Genomic DNA, 14,500 nt, shown 5'->3' with positions numbered 1-14,500 from the left:
CTCAGTCTCGTACGCAGACGTAGATGGCCGTCCCCGGGATCAGGTTTCCGCGCAGCGGCGACCAGCCGCCCCACTCCTGGGTGTTCCATGCGGGCCACTCCGGCTCCACGATGTCGACGAGACGGAAACCGCCCGCCACGATGTCCCGCACCCGGTCGCCGATCGTCCTGTGGTGCTCCACGTAGACGGCGTTGCCCTCCTCGTCCTGCTCCACATAAGGAGTGCGGTCGAAGTAGGAGGCCGCCACGGAGAGCCCCTCCGGACCGGGCTCGTCCGGAAAGGCCCAGCGGATGGGGTGCGTCGCGGAGAAGACGAAGCGGCCGCCGGGCCGCAGCACCCGGTGCACCTCCTTCAGGACCAGCACCGGGTCGGCGACGAAGGGCAGCGCCCCATAGGCGGAACAGGCAAGGTCGAAGGAGCCGTCCTTGAAGGGCAGCACCCCCGCGTCGGCCTGCACCAGCGGCACCGGGCCGCCGATGCGCAGCGCGTGCTGGAGCTGGCGGTGCGAGAGGTCGAGGGCGACGGGCCGCGCGCCCTGCGACGCCAGCCAGCGCGAGCACTGGGCGGCACCGGCGCCGATCTCCAGGATGTCCTTGTCCTTGAGGTCCTCCGGCGGACCGAGCAGCTCCGCCTCCACCTCGTCGAGCCCCTCGGGACCCCACACGAAGCGGTCGTCCCCGAGGAACGTGCCGTGCTCGATCTGGTAATCGTCGGCGTTCCGGTCCCACCAGCCGCGGTTGGCGCGACTGCTCTCCGTGACATTCGCGTCACGGCGGGTGGCCTCGGGCTCGGGCGGCAGTTCGGACTCTTGGATGATGGGCTCCATCGTCGTAATCTTCCGTATCTTCTGCGTCTTCGGCGCCTACTGCGGATCGCGCCGAAATCTCGGCGCGAAGGGGGCGCGGTGCGGCCCGTGTGGCCTCAGGCGACAGGTTTTGTGCCGGGTATGCGGCGTTCCGCCCCGGGTGTACGCCTTCGCGCATTGACCCTGTCCGGCTGCCCCCGTATGCTACAAGTTGCGCTGCGAGCCTGCGCTCCTCAGACATAGCAGGCTGCGCTCGCGTCTGTTGTATGTCCCCTCGGTTGTCGAGGCGCCTTCCCTTGCCGGAAGCCGCGCTTCCTAGGCTGTCCGGCTTCTGCAGAGCGAAATCGGCTCCCGGCGTTGCAGTACCTACGACTTCAATGTCCGTACCGGAGCCCTAACCCACATGACGAGCAGCACCGAGACCACCGCCACCACCCCGCAGGTAGCGGTCAACGACATCGGTAACGAGGAAGCCTTCCTCGCCGCGATCGACGAGACGATCAAGTACTTCAACGACGGCGACATCGTCGACGGCGTCATCGTGAAGGTCGACCGGGACGAGGTCCTGCTCGACATCGGTTACAAGACCGAAGGCGTCATTCCGAGCCGCGAGCTCTCGATCAAGCACGACGTCGACCCGAACGAGGTCGTCAAGGTCGGCGACGAGATCGAGGCCCTGGTTCTCCAGAAGGAGGACAAGGAAGGCCGTCTGATCCTGTCCAAGAAGCGCGCTCAGTACGAGCGTGCCTGGGGCACGATCGAGAAGATCAAGGAAGAAGACGGCATCGTCACCGGTACCGTCATCGAGGTCGTCAAGGGTGGTCTCATCCTCGACATCGGCCTCCGTGGCTTCCTGCCGGCCTCCCTCGTCGAGATGCGCCGCGTCCGCGACCTCCAGCCCTACGTGGGCAAGGAGCTCGAGGCCAAGATCATCGAGCTGGACAAGAACCGCAACAACGTGGTCCTGTCCCGCCGTGCCTGGCTCGAGCAGACCCAGAGCGAGGTCCGCCAGACCTTCCTCACGACCCTGCAGAAGGGCCAGGTCCGCTCCGGCGTCGTTTCCTCGATCGTCAACTTCGGTGCGTTCGTGGACCTCGGTGGCGTCGACGGTCTCGTCCACGTCTCCGAGCTCTCCTGGAAGCACATCGACCACCCCTCCGAGGTTGTCGAGGTCGGCCAGGAAGTCACCGTCGAGGTTCTCGACGTGGACATGGACCGCGAGCGTGTCTCCCTCTCGCTCAAGGCGACGCAGGAAGACCCGTGGCAGCAGTTCGCCCGCACGCACCAGATCGGGCAGGTCGTTCCCGGTAAGGTCACCAAGCTCGTTCCGTTCGGTGCGTTCGTGCGCGTCGACGAGGGCATCGAGGGCCTGGTCCACATCTCCGAGCTGGCCGAGCGCCACGTGGAGATCCCGGAGCAGGTCGTCCAGGTCAACGACGAGATCTTCGTCAAGGTCATCGACATCGACCTCGAGCGTCGCCGGATCTCGCTCTCGCTGAAGCAGGCCAACGAGTCCTTCGGCGCCGACCCGTCGGCCGTCGAGTTCGACCCGACCCTGTACGGCATGGCCGCGTCCTACGACGACCAGGGCAACTACATCTACCCCGAGGGCTTCGACCCCGAGACCAACGACTGGCTCGAGGGCTACGAGACCCAGCGCGAGGCCTGGGAGACCCAGTACGCCGAGGCGCAGACGCGCTTCGAGCAGCACCAGGCTCAGGTCATCAAGTCGCGCGAGGCCGACGCCCAGGCCGAGGCCGAGGGTGCGGCGGCTCCGGCCGGCGCCGCTCCGGCCGCGTCCACCGGTGGTGGCGGCGGCGGTTCGTACTCCTCGGAGTCGGACGACAACTCCGGCGCCCTGGCTTCGGACGAGGCGCTTGCCGCGCTTCGCGAGAAGCTCGCGGGTGGCCAGAGCTGAGGCTCGCCTCTAGGCGGTTGTAGCTGAAAGCTGCGGGCCCGCACTCCTTCGGGGGTGCGGGCCCGCGGTTCTGTTTTCCTCTGCGGGTTCGGTGGGGGCTGGTCGCGCAGTTCCCCGCGCCCCTTCGGGGCGCTCCGAGTGCCGCCTCTCTTACGGTGTTACCGGGATGTTCGTCAGGCCCCGGCCGCCCGTCACCGTGTTGCTTGCGTGGACCGTCGTCCTACAGGTGTCGCTGTAGTTGGTGACGTTGATGGCGAGCCGCTTGTCGCCCGTCGCGCCCGTCAGGGTGGACCTGTTGCCGCGGAAGACCGTGCCGCAGCCCCAGCCGGGCTGCTGGGTGTGGGTCTCGTAGCCGTTGTTCAGGGTGTTCTCGCCGGTGTTGTTCTCGATGACGTAGTCGTTGCCCTTCACGTCGATCCACGAGTCGTCGTAGTGGTTGCCGGTCAGGCCCCGCCCGTCGAACGTGTTGCCCGCGACCCTGCCGCCGGTGGTGCCCTCCTTGAGGTCGATCGCCTCGCCGCCGACGCCGGGGCCGATCGTGTTCCCGAGGATCTGTACGTTGTCGCTCTTGTCGGAGAGCGTGTTGGCGCTGCCCACGTAGATGCCCTCTCCCATGCCGCGGCCGTCGTTCCCCGTGTCGTGGACGCGTGAATTCTTGATCACGCCGTCGCGGCTCGACCTGCGGAAGTGGACGCCCTCCATGTCGAGGCCGTGGACCGTGACGGAGTCCACGACGACACCCCGGGCGGAGTCGATCATGATGCCCTTCTGTCCGCCGGTCACGGTGATGCCCTTGACCGTCCAGTAGGCGGCCCCGTCCAGGTGCAGGCCGTAGCCGCCGCCGGCCTTGAGCACCGCCTTCGGGGAACCGGTCAGCGTGATGCGGGAGTTGGCGCCCGCCGCCACGGAGGTCTTGAAGTTCCCGGAGTACGTCCCGTCGGCGAGGTGGACCGTGTCGCCGGGGGAGGCGGCGGTGAGCGCCGCCTTGAGCTGGGCGGCGGTGGAGACCTCGATGGTCCGCGCGGGGGAGACGGCGGAGGCGGTCGCGGCCGGGGTGGCGGAAGCGGCCGTCGCCGTGAACAGGGCCGCGAGGAGGGCGTATCGGGAGCGCATGTGGGGGTGACCTTCCCGTCGAGAGCAGAGGTTCTCGTACGTGAACACAGGGCGTTCATATGAACGTTGCTGAACGTAGAGGCGAGGCATGTCCGCGTCAAGGTATGGACCAGGCGGGACGCGAAGGAGTTTGAACGCGGGAATGCCCGTGGCCCAGCGTGCGTTCTCCGTTACGAACACGAGGAGGAGCGGTAACAGTGCTTGATCCGCAGGGTTTGTACGCATGGGAGCCGAAGGGCCTCGCCGTCGTAGACATGGCGCTCGCCCAGGAGTCGGCCGGACTGGTCATGCTCTACCACTTCGACGGATACATCGACGCGGGCGAAACCGGCGACCAGATCGTCGAACGGCTCACGGACAGCCTTCCCGGGCAGGTGGTGGCGAGGTTCGACCACGACCGGCTCGTCGACTACCGCGCCCGCCGCCCGCTGCTCACCTTCCGCCGCGACCGCTGGAGCGACTACGAGGTGCCGACGCTCGACGTCCGCCTCGTCCAGGACGCCACCGGCGCGCCCTTCCTGCTGCTCTCCGGGCCCGAGCCGGACGTCGAGTGGGAGCGGTTCGCGGTCGCCGTCCAGCAGATCGTGGAGCGGCTTGGCGTGCGCCTCTCGGTGAACTTCCACGGCATCCCCATGGGCGTGCCGCACACCCGTCCCGTCGGCCTCACGCCGCACGGCAACCGCACCGACCTGGTGCCGGGCCACCGCAGCCCCTTCGACGAGGCGCAGGTGCCGGGCAGCGCGGCCTCCCTCGTCGAGTACCGCCTCCTGGAGGCCGGTCACGACGTGCTGGGCGTCGCCGCGCACGTCCCGCACTACATCGCGCGCTCCGCCTACCCGGACGCGGCCCTCACGGTCCTGGAGGCGATCACCGCCGCCACCGGTCTGGTGCTGCCCGGCGTCGCGCACGGACTGCGCACCGAGGCGCACCGCACGCAGACCGAGATCGACCGGCAGATCCAGGAGGGTGACGAGGAACTGGTCGCGCTCGTCCAGGGGCTGGAGCACCAGTACGACGCGGCGGCGGGCTCACAGGAGCGGGGCAACATGCTCGCCGAGCCGGCCGACATCCCGTCCGCCGACGAGATCGGCCGGGAATTCGAACGCTTCCTCGCGGAGCGGGAGGGCGACGCGTGATCGCGGGGCCCTAAGCTGCCGGTCATGCTGACAGTGGGCCTGACCGGCGGAATCGGCGCCGGCAAGAGTGAAGTCTCGCGACTGCTTGTCGCGTCCGGTGCCGTCCTGATCGACGCCGACAGGATCGCGCGCGAGGTGGTGGCGCCGGGAACGCCCGGACTCGCGGCCGTCGTCGAGGCCTTCGGGCAGGAGATCCTGGCCCCGGACGGCTCCCTGGACCGGCCGCGGCTCGGTGCGATCGTCTTCGCCGACGCCGAGAAGCTGGCCGCGCTCAACTCGATCGTGCACCCGCTGGTCGGCGCCCGCTCCGCCGAGCTGGCCGAGTCCGCGTCCGGCGACGCGGTGGTCGTCCACGACGTACCCCTGCTCACCGAGAACGGCCTCGCGCCGATGTACGACGTGGTGATCGTCGTCGACGCGAGCCCCGAGACCCAGCTGGACCGCCTGGTGCGGCTGCGCGGCATGAGCGAGGAGGACGCCCGCGCGCGTATGGCCGCGCAGGCCACCCGCGAGCAGCGCCTGGAGATCGCGGACATCGTGATCGACAACGACGGCCCCCTGGAGGGGCTCCGTGAGCGGGTCGCCGAGGTGTGGGCGGAGCTGGCGCGCACGGCCCGGGACGCGGAATAGGGACGGGCGCGGGGGGCGTTGACCCAGGGGAGCGAGGGAAGGTGTCCAGCGTGCCCGAAATTACTCCGGAGACTCACGTCATCGACTTCCGTGCGGCGGAGCAGCTCCTTGCCGCGCGGGATCCCCGAGGCGCGGTGAAGCTGCTCGACACGGTCATCGCCGCCCACCCCGAGAACACCGCGGCCCGGCTGCTGCGGGCGCGCGCCTTCTTCGCCTCCGCGCAACTGCGCGCCGCCGAGCTGGAGTTCAGCATCGTCCTGGAGCGCGAGCCGGACAACGCGTTCGCGCACTTCGCCCTCGCCCGTACCTACGAGCGCGGCGCCCGGCCCGACCAGGCGCGGCGCCACTTCCGCCTCGCGGCCGCCCTCGATCCGCAGCCCGAGTATCTGGCGGCGGCCCGCTTCGACAAGGACGACTGACCCCTCCCGACGCGAGCCCGGGGGCGCCGTTCCGGGTTCCCGTTCCGGATTCAGGGCGGGTCCGGCGGGTCGTACGGCGGGATATCACGGCCCGGCTGGAAGTGCGGGCCCTGACGCATGCGGTGCACCACCCACGCCAGGTCGGCCGCGACCACCAGCAGCAGCGCCCCGCACACCACCGCCCAGGCCGTCCGTCCGGTGAGCGCGAAGGCGGTCGTGCCGAAGGCGGCCCAGACCAGGCCCCATACGCTGAACCAGAAGCGCATCCGCAGGGGACTGCGTGCCGTCAACGGTTCACTGCCTGTGCGCATCATCGGAAGTCATCTCCTCCTCCCAGGGTAGATTCCGGACCGGATTCCCGACGTAAATCAGCGACGAGATCCCTGACGGGATCCACGACGAAGAGGGTGGGAACGTGCTGGACGCGCTCAGGGCGGCCGGCGGCGAGCAGGCCGCCTGGCTGGAGGAGCTGGAGCGCGCGGGCGAGCCGCCCACGCGCGCGTGGCTTCCCGAGGCCGACGAGCTGCCGGAGGTACTGCTCGACCTCGCCGTGCCGCACGAGGACATCAACGGTCTCGTGGCGCTGCGCGACCGGCTCTGGGCGGACCCGGAGGCACGGTGGCTGCTCGACCGCTGCGTCGACGCGCTCGTACGCGACACGGGGACCGTCGGAAGGGGCGGCAGGGTCCCGGCGCTCCCCGAGGAGTGGGGCGAGCTGGGACGCTGCTTCTTCGTGTACGTGTATGTGGCGGCGCTGCCGAGCGCGCGGGCCCACCACCGCGACCTGGGCATCCCCGACGACATCTCGCGCCGCACCCTCGCCGACCTCGGGCGGCACATGGCGGTCCACCGCAAGGTGCGGGGCAGCACCGGCCTGACCGTGCCGGGCTGGAACGGCCTGCACTTCCGGGGCGAGCTGTACCAGCTGGGACGGCTGCAGTTCCAGCGCGCCGTCCTCGGCGACCGCATGGGCGGCGCGACGGCCGCCGCCGGGCACACCGCGGGCCCCGGCGACCCCTGTCTGAACCTCCACATCAACGACTTCCGGGGGCCGCTGACGCCCCGCGCCTGCGACCGGTCGATCGAACTGGCGAAGGAGTTCTTCGCCCGCCACTTCCCCGAGGAGCGATATGAGACAGCTGTCTGCCACTCCTGGCTGCTCGATCCGCAGCTGAGGGAGTATCTGCCCACGGATTCGAACATCGTCCGCTTCCAGGAGCGTTTCCGCCTGGCGGACGGCTACGGGGACGAGCCGGACGACGGCGACCCCGTCCGGTTCGTCTTCGGCGACCCGGACCTCCCCGTCGCCGAACTGCCCAGGCGCACCAAGGTGGAGAGGGCGATCGGCGACCATCTGCGGGCGGGCGGCCACTGGTACGGAGGGCATGGCTGGTTCCCGCTGTAGGAGGGGAGCCGCGGGCGCGGCCTGGAACGGCGCCGGGTCACGCTTCGTTGGCGGGGCATGAGTGTGGAGATGCGTGAGGGGTACGAGGGGACGGGACCCGGCGCGATCACGCCGGACGGCTGCGCGGTCGACATGTACGCGCGCCTGGCGGTGGGGGACGAGCCCGACGTCATCGCCGGGGCGGTGCCGCCCGGGGCGCACATCCTCGAACTGGGCAGCGGGGTGGGCCGGGTGACGCGGCCGCTCCTGGAGCGGGGCTTCCGCGTGACGGCCGTCGACGAGTCCGCCGAGATGCTGGAGAAGGTCGCCGCGCTCGACGGCGGGGTGCGCACGGTGCGGAGCCCGATCGAACGGCTCGACCTGGACGAGAAGTTCGCCGTGGTGATGCTCGCCTCGTTCCTCGTGCACACCGGGGACGCGGCGGTGCGGCGCGGGATGCTGCGGGTCTGCCGGAGCCATGTCACGGACGGCGGCTGCGTGCTGATCCAGCGGCAGAGCGAGGATTACCACACGAACGTGCCGAGGGAGCGCGTCGATTCCGGCGGCTGCACCATCCGCATCGTCTCCTCGGAGCCCGTCGGGGACGGGGTGAACGAGGTCCGTGCGGAGTACGTCTTCCCGGACGCCGTATGGACGCAGACGTTCCGCGCCCGGCCGCTCACCCGGTCCCAGTTCGAGGACGCGCTCGCGGAGGCGGGCCTGAAGGTCGACAAGTACCTGACGGACGACGGCACTTGGGTACGGGCGGTGCCCATGGGCTGAACTGGGCGGGAAAAGGCCGGGGCGACGCGATGAGTTTCGTGGCGCGGGCCTGTCTATACCGGTGACAGCACAGCAGCGCGGCAGACCGGAGAACCCCAGGGTGCCGGCCCGCGCGCCCCGCTCACCGAGGAGACACCATGACCGCGCCCGCCGCCACCGCTCCCGCCACCGTCGCCGCGGCCACCACCGCCCGCACCGGCCCCCGTGGCCGCGGCGCCCGCATAGCGCTGCGCACCCTCCAGGTCTTCCTCGGCGTGTTCTTCGCCGTCGCGAGCGGGGTGCCCAAGCTGATCGCGCACCCCACCGCCGCGGAGTCCTTCGACAAGCTCGGCTGGGGCGCGCCCGGCATGTACACCATCGGCGCGCTGGAACTGCTCGGCGCGATCGCGCTGTTGGTGCCGCTGCTGTCCTCGGTCGCCGCGACGGCGTTCATCGGTCTGATGGCCGGCGCGTTCATCGTGACGGTCACCCAGTTCGGCGGGGAGAACGCGGCGACGCCGCTGATCCTGATCGTGCCGCTGGCCTGGATCGCGTGGGCGCGGCGCGACGAGACGACGAAGCTGATCGCCCGCCTCCGGGGGTGAGACCCGGCTCCTCGGGGAACGGCCTCCGGGGCCCGGCTCGCTAGCCCTCCATGCCCCGCAGGCGTTCCATCTCGCGGCGGTCCCGCTTCGTGGGGCGGCCCGCGCCCCGGTCGCGGATGCCCGCCGGGGCCACGGCCTCGCGCGGCGGGGGCGGCGGGCTGTTGTCGACATACGCCTCGACGGCGACCGGCGCGCCGACGCGCTTGCGGATCACACGCTTGACGATGACGATCCGCTCCCGGCCGCCCGCCTCCCGCAGACGCACCTCGTCGCCCACGCGCACACCGTGCGCGGGCTTGACGCGCACGCCGTTGACCCGCACATGGCCGCCCTTGCAGGCGGCGGCGCCCATCGAGCGCGTCTTGACGAGGCGGACCGACCAGATCCAGCTGTCGACACGCACCGAGCCCTCGCCGGCGTTCCCCGCACCGGCGTTGCCCGCCGGAGCGCCGCCCGCCGACGCACCGCCCGCCGGAGCGCCGCCCGCCGTGCGGACCGTGCCGCCTCCTGAAGTCTCCGAAGCCATGCCCCGACCATAGTCCGGCTCCGGCGCGCCGTGCCCGCCTCCCGGCGAGCCGTCCGGAATCCGCTGACCCCCGCCGTCGATAATCCGGATCTATCGCAACAAACCGGTCCGCACGTGTCGTACGACTCCCAGGGGTGCTGCCCATGACGTCTTTCGAAGCCACCGTCGACGGTTTGATGGGCGGGTTGCGGGCCGATCTCGAACGGCTCGCCGCGATCCCCTCGATCGCCTTCCCCGGGTTCCCGGCCGCGCCGGTCGAGCAGGCCCACGACCTGGTGGCCGGGCTGCTCCGGGACGCCGGTGTCCCGCGCGTCGAGCGGCTCGACCTGCCGGGGACCGCCCCCGTGGTCTACGGCGAGATCCCGGCCCCGGTGACCGGCGCGCCGACCGTCCTGCTCTACGCCCACTACGACGTGCAGCCCCCGGGCGACGAGGCACTGTGGGCATCGCCGCCCTTCGAGCCGACCCCCGTGGAGGGCGGCCTGCGCGCCCGGGGCATCGCGGACGACAAGGGCAACGTCATCGCGCACCTCGGGATGGTGCGGGCCTTCGCGGGGCGGCCGCCGGTCGGCGTCAAGATCGTCATCGAGGGGCAGGAGGAGTACGGCAGCGTCTTCGACGACTATCCGCCCACCGATCCGGAGCGGTTCGCCTGCGACGCCATGGTCATCGCCGACCTCGGCAACCTCCGCCCGGGCACCCCCACCCTCACCACCGGCCTGCGCGGCGCCTGCGAGCTGGTGGTGGAGGTCCGCACCCTCGACGAGCCGCGCCACAGCGGCGGCTTCGGCGGCGCGGCGCCCGACGCGCTGCTCGTGCTCCTGAAGGCGCTCGCCACCCTCCACGACGTGCACGGGGATGTCGCGGTCGCGGGGCTGCGACGCGAGGACTGGAGCGGGACGACATACACGGAAGAGGAGTTCCGCGCGCTCGCGGGTGTGCGCGAGGGCATGCCGCTGATGGGCAGCGGCAGTCTCGGCGAGCGGCTGTGGAGCGGGCCCGCGATCACCGTGATCGGGCTGGACGCGCCGAGCGTCGACCATGGGGCGTCCGCTGTCGTGCCGTATGCCCGCGCCAAGCTGAACCTGCGGTTCCACCCCCGGCAGGACCCGAAGGAGGCGCAGGCCGCGCTCGTCGCCCACCTGCGTTCACTCAAGCCCTTCGGTGTCCCGCTCACCGTCACCCCCGGCGACTCCGGGCCCGGTTACGAGGCCGCCACCGGCGGGCCCGCCTACCGCGCCGCGCGCGCCGCGCTCAAGGAGGCCTGGGGCACGGACGCCTCGTACGTCGCGAGCGGCGGCTCGATTCCGCTGGTCAACGGTCTCGCCGCGGCGGTGCCCGACGCGGAGGTGCTGCTCTTCGGCGCCCAGGACGGCATGTGCAATCTGCATGCCCCGAACGAGCGCGTCCTCTTCTCCGAGCTGCGCAACACCGTCGTCGCCCTGTGCGCCTTCGTACGGGAGTACGCGGCGGGCTTCCGGACGGAAGGCGGTGCGGTGTGAGCGCCACCGAGACGCCGGTCGGCGGTGACCCGGCCGAAGGCCCCTCGGGGGAGCGGGGTAAGCGGAAGTTCACCTTTCCCAGCGCGCTGACGGTACTCGCCGTCGTCACCGTCGCCGTCTGGCTGCTCGCCTTCCTCATCCCCTCCGGGCAGTACGACCGGAACGACTCCGGCGCCCCCGTCGAAGGCACCTACCACCGCGTCGACTCCGGCCAGTCCTTCGTCGACCGCCTCAACGACCTGTTCCTCGCGCCCGTCAACGGCCTCTACGGCATCCAGGACGAGAAGAGCGGGTTCGTCGCGCCCGACAACGTGGGCGCCCTGTACGGCAGCGCGGGCGTCTTCCTGTTCGTGCTCGCCATCGGGGCCTTCATCACCGTCGTCTTCGCCACCGGCGCCCTCGACCGGGGCATCGGGCGGCTCGCGCACCGGCTGCGGGAGCGCGGGGCGCTGCTGATCGCCGGGGTCATGGTCGTCTTCTCCGTCCTCGGCACCGTCGAGGGCTTCGCCGAGGAGACGCTCGGCTTCTACGGGCTGATCGTGCCGCTGATGCTCGCCCTCGGCTACGACCGCATGACCGCCGTCGGCGTCATCATCCTCGGCGCGGGCGTCGGCGTGCTGTGCTCGACGGTGAACCCCTTCGCGACGGGCGTGGCCTCCTCCGCCGCCGACATCTCCCTCGGCGACGGCATCGTGCTGCGCTTCGCCATGTGGGTCGTGCTCACCGCGGTCACGGTGGCATACGTCATCCGCTACGCCGCGCGCGTGCGGCGCGACCCGGAGCGCTCGCTCTCGGGGTTCCTGCCGGGCGACCGGGACCGCGAGCGGGCCGCGGAGGGCGCGAGCGAGGTGCCGGAGCTGACCCGGCTGCACAAGACCGTGCTCGTCGCGACGGCGCTCGTCTTCGCGTTCATGATCTTCTCGGTGGTGCCCTGGTCGAGCGCGCTCACCGGCGACGCCGACGCCACCCCGTACGGCTTCGAACTCGGCTGGTCCTTCCCGCAGTTGGCGGCCCTCTTCCTCTGCGCGGCCGTCCTCGTCGGGCTCGTCGCGCGGATGGGGGAGCAGCGGCTCAGCTCGACGATCATCCAGGGCGCGGCCGACTTCGTCTCGCCCGCGCTGGTCATCCTGCTGGCCCGGGGCGTCACGACGATCATGAACAACTCGAAGATCACGGACACCGTCCTGCACTCCATCGAGGGTGTGGTGAAGGGGACCTCGTCCGGGCTCTTCGCGGTCATCGTCTTCGTCGTGAACCTCCCGCTCGCCTTCCTGATCCCCTCCACCTCCGGCCACGCCACGCTCGCCATGCCGATCCTCGCCCCGCTCGCCGACTTCGCCGGCGTCCCGCGCGCGGTCGTCGTGACGGCCTGGCAGGCGGCCAGCGGCTGGATGAACCTGTGGGTGCCGACGACCGCGGTGACCATCGGCGGCGTGGCGCTGGCGAAGGTCGGCTACGACAGGTACCTGCGGTTCGTGTGGCCGCTGCTCGCCGTGCTGTTCCTGCTGATCTGCGGGTTCGTGGCGCTGGGGGCGGTGCTGACCTGAGCGGGCGGACGGGGGCGCCGAGCCGAGCGGGTGGGGGCCGCGGCGACTTGACCGTACGTACGTTCCGTACGGTGGAGGGCATGGACGGCCTGAGCGAACTGGACGAGCGGATCACCGGCTGCCGCGCCTGCCCCCGCCTCGTCGACTGGCGCGAGGAGGTCGCGCGCACCAAGCGCGCCGCCTTCGAGGACTGGACGTACTGGGGACGCCCGGTGCCCGGCTTCGGCCCGCACGACGCCTCGCTCCTGATCATCGGCCTCGCGCCCGCCGCACACGGCGCGAACCGCACGGGGCGGATGTTCACCGGCGACCGCTCCGGCGAATTCCTCTACCCGGCGCTCTACGACGTCGGCCTGGCCTCGCGCCCCACCGCCGAGAGCGCCGACGACGGGCTGACCCTGTACGGCACCCGCATCACCTCACCCGTGCACTGCGCCCCGCCCGCCAACAAGCCCACCACACAGGAGCGCGACACCTGCCGCCCCTGGCTGGTGAGCGAGCTGAAACTGCTCGCGCCGACGCTCAAGGCGGTCGTCGTCCTCGGTGGCTTCGGCTGGCAGGCCGCGCTGCCCGCCTTCACCGCGGCGGGCTGGCAGGTGCCGAAGCCGCGCCCCGCGTTCGGGCACGGGGCGCACGTGGTCCTGCCGGGCGGCCCCGAGGGGAAGGGCATCGACCTCTTCGGCTGCTTCCACGTCAGCCAGCGCAACACGTTCACCGGCAGGCTGACGCCCACGATGCTGCGGGACGTGCTGCGCACGGCCGCCACGGAGGCGGGACTGCACCCGGATGGCCCAGCACAGTGAGCCGCGCCGCACGGTGATTCCTAGCGTGAGGACGTGGACGACACTCGCGCAGCCAAGCCCTCCGCAGCCGCCTACCGCAACCTGGCCGTCGCCACGGTCGGCTTCACGCTCACCTTCTGGGCCTGGGACCTGGTGGCGCCGCTCGGCAGCGACTTCAAGGACCGGCTCGGACTCAGCTCCTTCGAACAGTCGCTCCTGGTCGCCGTGCCGGTGATCGTCGGCTCGCTCGGCCGCGTCCCGGTCGGCGCGCTCACCGACCGCTACGGCGCCCGGCTGATGTTCCCCCTGGTCTCCGCGCTCACCATCGTCCCGGTGCTGCTGATCATCCCCGCCAGGAACAGCTACCTCGCGATGCTCGCCGTCGGCTTCCTGCTGGGCCTCGGCGGCACCACGTTCGCCATCGGCATCCCGCTCGTCAACTCCTGGTTCCCGCCCGCCCGCAGAGGCTTCGCGCTCGGCGTCTTCGGCATGGGCATGGGCGGAGTGGCCCTCTCCGGATACTTCACGCCCCGCATCGCCGAGCACGGCGACAACCTGCCCTTCGTCGTCGTGGCGATCGCGCTTGCCGCCTTCGCGGTGCTCGCCGCGCTGCTGATCACCGACCGCCCGGACCGGCCCGTGCCCACCAGCGCGCTCACCACCCGGCTCGGGCAGGCCGGGCGGCTGCGGGTCACCTGGGAACTGTCGGCGCTTTACGCGATCGGCTTCGGCGGGATCGTCGCCTTCGGCGTCTACCTGCCCACCTACCTCAAGACCTGGTACGACCTCTCACCCACCGACGCCGGGACCAAGGCGGCCGGATTCGCGCTCGTCACCGTCGTCTTCCGGCCCATCGGCGGCTGGCTCTCCGACCGGATCCACCCGGCCACGGTCACCTCGTACGCCCTCGCCGTCGTCGCTCTCTTCGCCGTCATCCAGGCCTTCGACCCGACGCTGGATCCGATGGGCACGATCTGCTTCCTCGCCATGGCGGCGGGCCTCGGCACCGCGAGCGGCAGCGTCTTCGCCCTCGTCTCCCAGGTCACCCCGCAGCCGCAGGTCGGCTCGGTCACGGGCATCGTGGGCGCGGTGGGCGGCCTCGGCGGTTTCGTCCCGCCCCTGGTCATGGGCGCGATCTACAGCGCCAAGGACTCGTACTCGATCGGCTTCATGCTGCTCTCGGACCTGGCGCTCGCGGGCTGTGTGTACGCGTACGGGCGGATGCGGGTAGCGAAGGCGGCCTGACGCCGGGCTCGCCGGCGTTCTGCCGGGACACGCCGCCAGGAGGGTGGTTTTCCCGGGCTCTGGCGGGATACGAGCCGCCGCCGGGAGCGGCGCCGCCGCAGACTCCGGGGAACGCGCCGGACAGGA

At 71.2% G+C, this 14,500-nt stretch carries 15 protein-coding genes; 11 read left to right on the top strand and 4 right to left on the bottom strand.

Features of this window, described 5'->3' with window-relative positions:
- Nucleotide 1 precedes the first annotated feature (1 nt).
- Nucleotides 2-826 carry a class I SAM-dependent methyltransferase gene (locus DMA15_RS08710; RefSeq protein WP_125512163.1) on the bottom strand — a complete coding sequence of 275 codons (825 nt, stop codon included), beginning with the start codon at nt 824-826 and terminating at the stop codon, nt 2-4.
- Between the two features lie 382 nt (nt 827-1,208).
- Between DMA15_RS08710 and rpsA the strand changes: the two genes are divergently transcribed.
- Nucleotides 1,209-2,723 carry a 30S ribosomal protein S1 gene (rpsA, locus tag DMA15_RS08705; RefSeq protein WP_125512162.1) on the top strand — a complete coding sequence of 505 codons (1,515 nt, stop codon included), beginning with the start codon at nt 1,209-1,211 and terminating at the stop codon, nt 2,721-2,723.
- Between the two features lie 150 nt (nt 2,724-2,873).
- Here the strand turns inward: rpsA and DMA15_RS08700 are convergent, their stop codons facing one another.
- On the bottom strand, nt 2,874-3,836 hold the full coding sequence (locus DMA15_RS08700; RefSeq protein WP_125512160.1) for a right-handed parallel beta-helix repeat-containing protein: 963 nt from the start codon (nt 3,834-3,836) through the stop codon (nt 2,874-2,876).
- Between the two features lie 197 nt (nt 3,837-4,033).
- On the opposite strand from DMA15_RS08700, the gene DMA15_RS08695 reads away from it, so the two are divergent.
- Genes DMA15_RS08695 through DMA15_RS08685 form a run of 3 tightly spaced genes read left to right on the top strand, consistent with a single transcriptional unit; the run spans nt 4,034 to nt 6,021 of the window.
- Nucleotides 4,034-4,972, top strand: a complete 939-nt coding sequence (locus DMA15_RS08695) for a PAC2 family protein (protein ID WP_125512158.1) — start codon at nt 4,034-4,036, stop codon at nt 4,970-4,972.
- Nucleotides 4,973-4,996: 24 nt separating this feature from the next.
- Complete coding sequence (gene coaE, locus DMA15_RS08690) at nt 4,997-5,602, top strand: dephospho-CoA kinase (protein WP_125512156.1); 606 nt, start codon at nt 4,997-4,999, stop codon at nt 5,600-5,602.
- Nucleotides 5,603-5,652: 50 nt separating this feature from the next.
- Complete coding sequence (locus DMA15_RS08685) at nt 5,653-6,021, top strand: tetratricopeptide repeat protein (RefSeq protein ID WP_125512154.1); 369 nt, start codon at nt 5,653-5,655, stop codon at nt 6,019-6,021.
- 50 nt (nt 6,022-6,071) lie between these two features.
- On the opposite strand, the gene DMA15_RS08680 is transcribed toward DMA15_RS08685, so the two are convergent.
- A complete protein-coding gene (locus tag DMA15_RS08680) occupies nt 6,072-6,332 on the bottom strand; it encodes a DUF6343 family protein (RefSeq protein ID WP_125517475.1) in 261 nt (86 codons plus the stop codon).
- Between the two features lie 149 nt (nt 6,333-6,481).
- Here DMA15_RS08680 and DMA15_RS08675 point away from each other — a divergent pair, with 149 nt between their 5' ends.
- The 3 genes from DMA15_RS08675 (at nt 6,482) to DMA15_RS08665 (ending at nt 8,772) form a co-directional block, all read left to right on the top strand.
- On the top strand, nt 6,482-7,426 hold the full coding sequence (locus DMA15_RS08675) for an acyltransferase domain-containing protein (protein WP_125517472.1): 945 nt from the start codon (nt 6,482-6,484) through the stop codon (nt 7,424-7,426).
- A gap of 57 nt (nt 7,427-7,483) precedes the next feature.
- The gene (locus DMA15_RS08670) at nt 7,484-8,188 is read left to right on the top strand and encodes a class I SAM-dependent methyltransferase (RefSeq protein WP_240659717.1); all 705 of its coding nucleotides are present in this window, start codon (nt 7,484-7,486) and stop codon (nt 8,186-8,188) included.
- A gap of 137 nt (nt 8,189-8,325) precedes the next feature.
- Nucleotides 8,326-8,772, top strand: coding sequence for a DoxX family protein (locus DMA15_RS08665; RefSeq protein ID WP_125512153.1), 447 nt, complete (start codon nt 8,326-8,328; stop codon nt 8,770-8,772).
- A gap of 40 nt (nt 8,773-8,812) precedes the next feature.
- On the opposite strand, the gene DMA15_RS08660 is transcribed toward DMA15_RS08665, so the two are convergent.
- Complete coding sequence (locus DMA15_RS08660) at nt 8,813-9,298, bottom strand: RNA-binding S4 domain-containing protein (RefSeq protein WP_125512151.1); 486 nt, start codon at nt 9,296-9,298, stop codon at nt 8,813-8,815.
- 143 nt (nt 9,299-9,441) lie between these two features.
- On the opposite strand from DMA15_RS08660, the gene DMA15_RS08655 reads away from it, so the two are divergent.
- From DMA15_RS08655 to DMA15_RS08640, 4 genes are all read left to right on the top strand, one after another.
- Nucleotides 9,442-10,800, top strand: a complete 1,359-nt coding sequence (locus tag DMA15_RS08655; RefSeq protein WP_125512149.1) for a M20/M25/M40 family metallo-hydrolase — start codon at nt 9,442-9,444, stop codon at nt 10,798-10,800.
- An 86-nt stretch (nt 10,801-10,886) separates the two neighbouring features.
- A complete protein-coding gene (locus DMA15_RS08650; protein ID WP_240660180.1) occupies nt 10,887-12,347 on the top strand; it encodes a YfcC family protein in 1,461 nt (486 codons plus the stop codon).
- Between the two features lie 80 nt (nt 12,348-12,427).
- Nucleotides 12,428-13,150: a uracil-DNA glycosylase gene (locus DMA15_RS08645; RefSeq protein ID WP_125517466.1), complete on the top strand. Its 723-nt coding sequence runs from the start codon at nt 12,428-12,430 to the stop codon at nt 13,148-13,150.
- Nucleotides 13,151-13,183: 33 nt separating this feature from the next.
- Nucleotides 13,184-14,374, top strand: a complete 1,191-nt coding sequence (locus DMA15_RS08640; protein WP_125512145.1) for an MFS transporter — start codon at nt 13,184-13,186, stop codon at nt 14,372-14,374.
- Nucleotides 14,375-14,500 lie beyond the last annotated feature (126 nt).

Source organism: Streptomyces sp. WAC 01529, assembly GCF_003945545.1.
In the GTDB taxonomy this organism is placed as follows: Bacteria; Actinomycetota; Actinomycetes; order Streptomycetales; family Streptomycetaceae; genus Streptomyces; species Streptomyces anatolicus.
This window is presented reverse-complemented; position numbering and strand designations above follow the sequence as displayed.

What these genes read in the sequence shown, in the direction of transcription:
- rpsA (WP_125512162.1), top strand. Translation starts at nt 1,209, where the DNA reads ATGACGAGCAGCACCGAGACCACCGCCACCACCCCGCAGGTAGCGGTC.
- DMA15_RS08710 (WP_125512163.1), bottom strand. Translation starts at nt 826, where the DNA reads ATGGAGCCCATCATCCAAGAGTCCGAACTGCCGCCCGAGCCCGAGGCC.
- DMA15_RS08670 (WP_240659717.1), top strand. Translation starts at nt 7,484, where the DNA reads ATGAGTGTGGAGATGCGTGAGGGGTACGAGGGGACGGGACCCGGCGCG.
- coaE (WP_125512156.1), top strand. Translation starts at nt 4,997, where the DNA reads ATGCTGACAGTGGGCCTGACCGGCGGAATCGGCGCCGGCAAGAGTGAA.
- DMA15_RS08680 (WP_125517475.1), bottom strand. Translation starts at nt 6,332, where the DNA reads ATGCGCACAGGCAGTGAACCGTTGACGGCACGCAGTCCCCTGCGGATG.
- DMA15_RS08660 (WP_125512151.1), bottom strand. Translation starts at nt 9,298, where the DNA reads ATGGCTTCGGAGACTTCAGGAGGCGGCACGGTCCGCACGGCGGGCGGC.
- DMA15_RS08700 (WP_125512160.1), bottom strand. Translation starts at nt 3,836, where the DNA reads ATGCGCTCCCGATACGCCCTCCTCGCGGCCCTGTTCACGGCGACGGCC.
- DMA15_RS08665 (WP_125512153.1), top strand. Translation starts at nt 8,326, where the DNA reads ATGACCGCGCCCGCCGCCACCGCTCCCGCCACCGTCGCCGCGGCCACC.
- DMA15_RS08645 (WP_125517466.1), top strand. Translation starts at nt 12,428, where the DNA reads ATGGACGGCCTGAGCGAACTGGACGAGCGGATCACCGGCTGCCGCGCC.
- DMA15_RS08655 (WP_125512149.1), top strand. Translation starts at nt 9,442, where the DNA reads ATGACGTCTTTCGAAGCCACCGTCGACGGTTTGATGGGCGGGTTGCGG.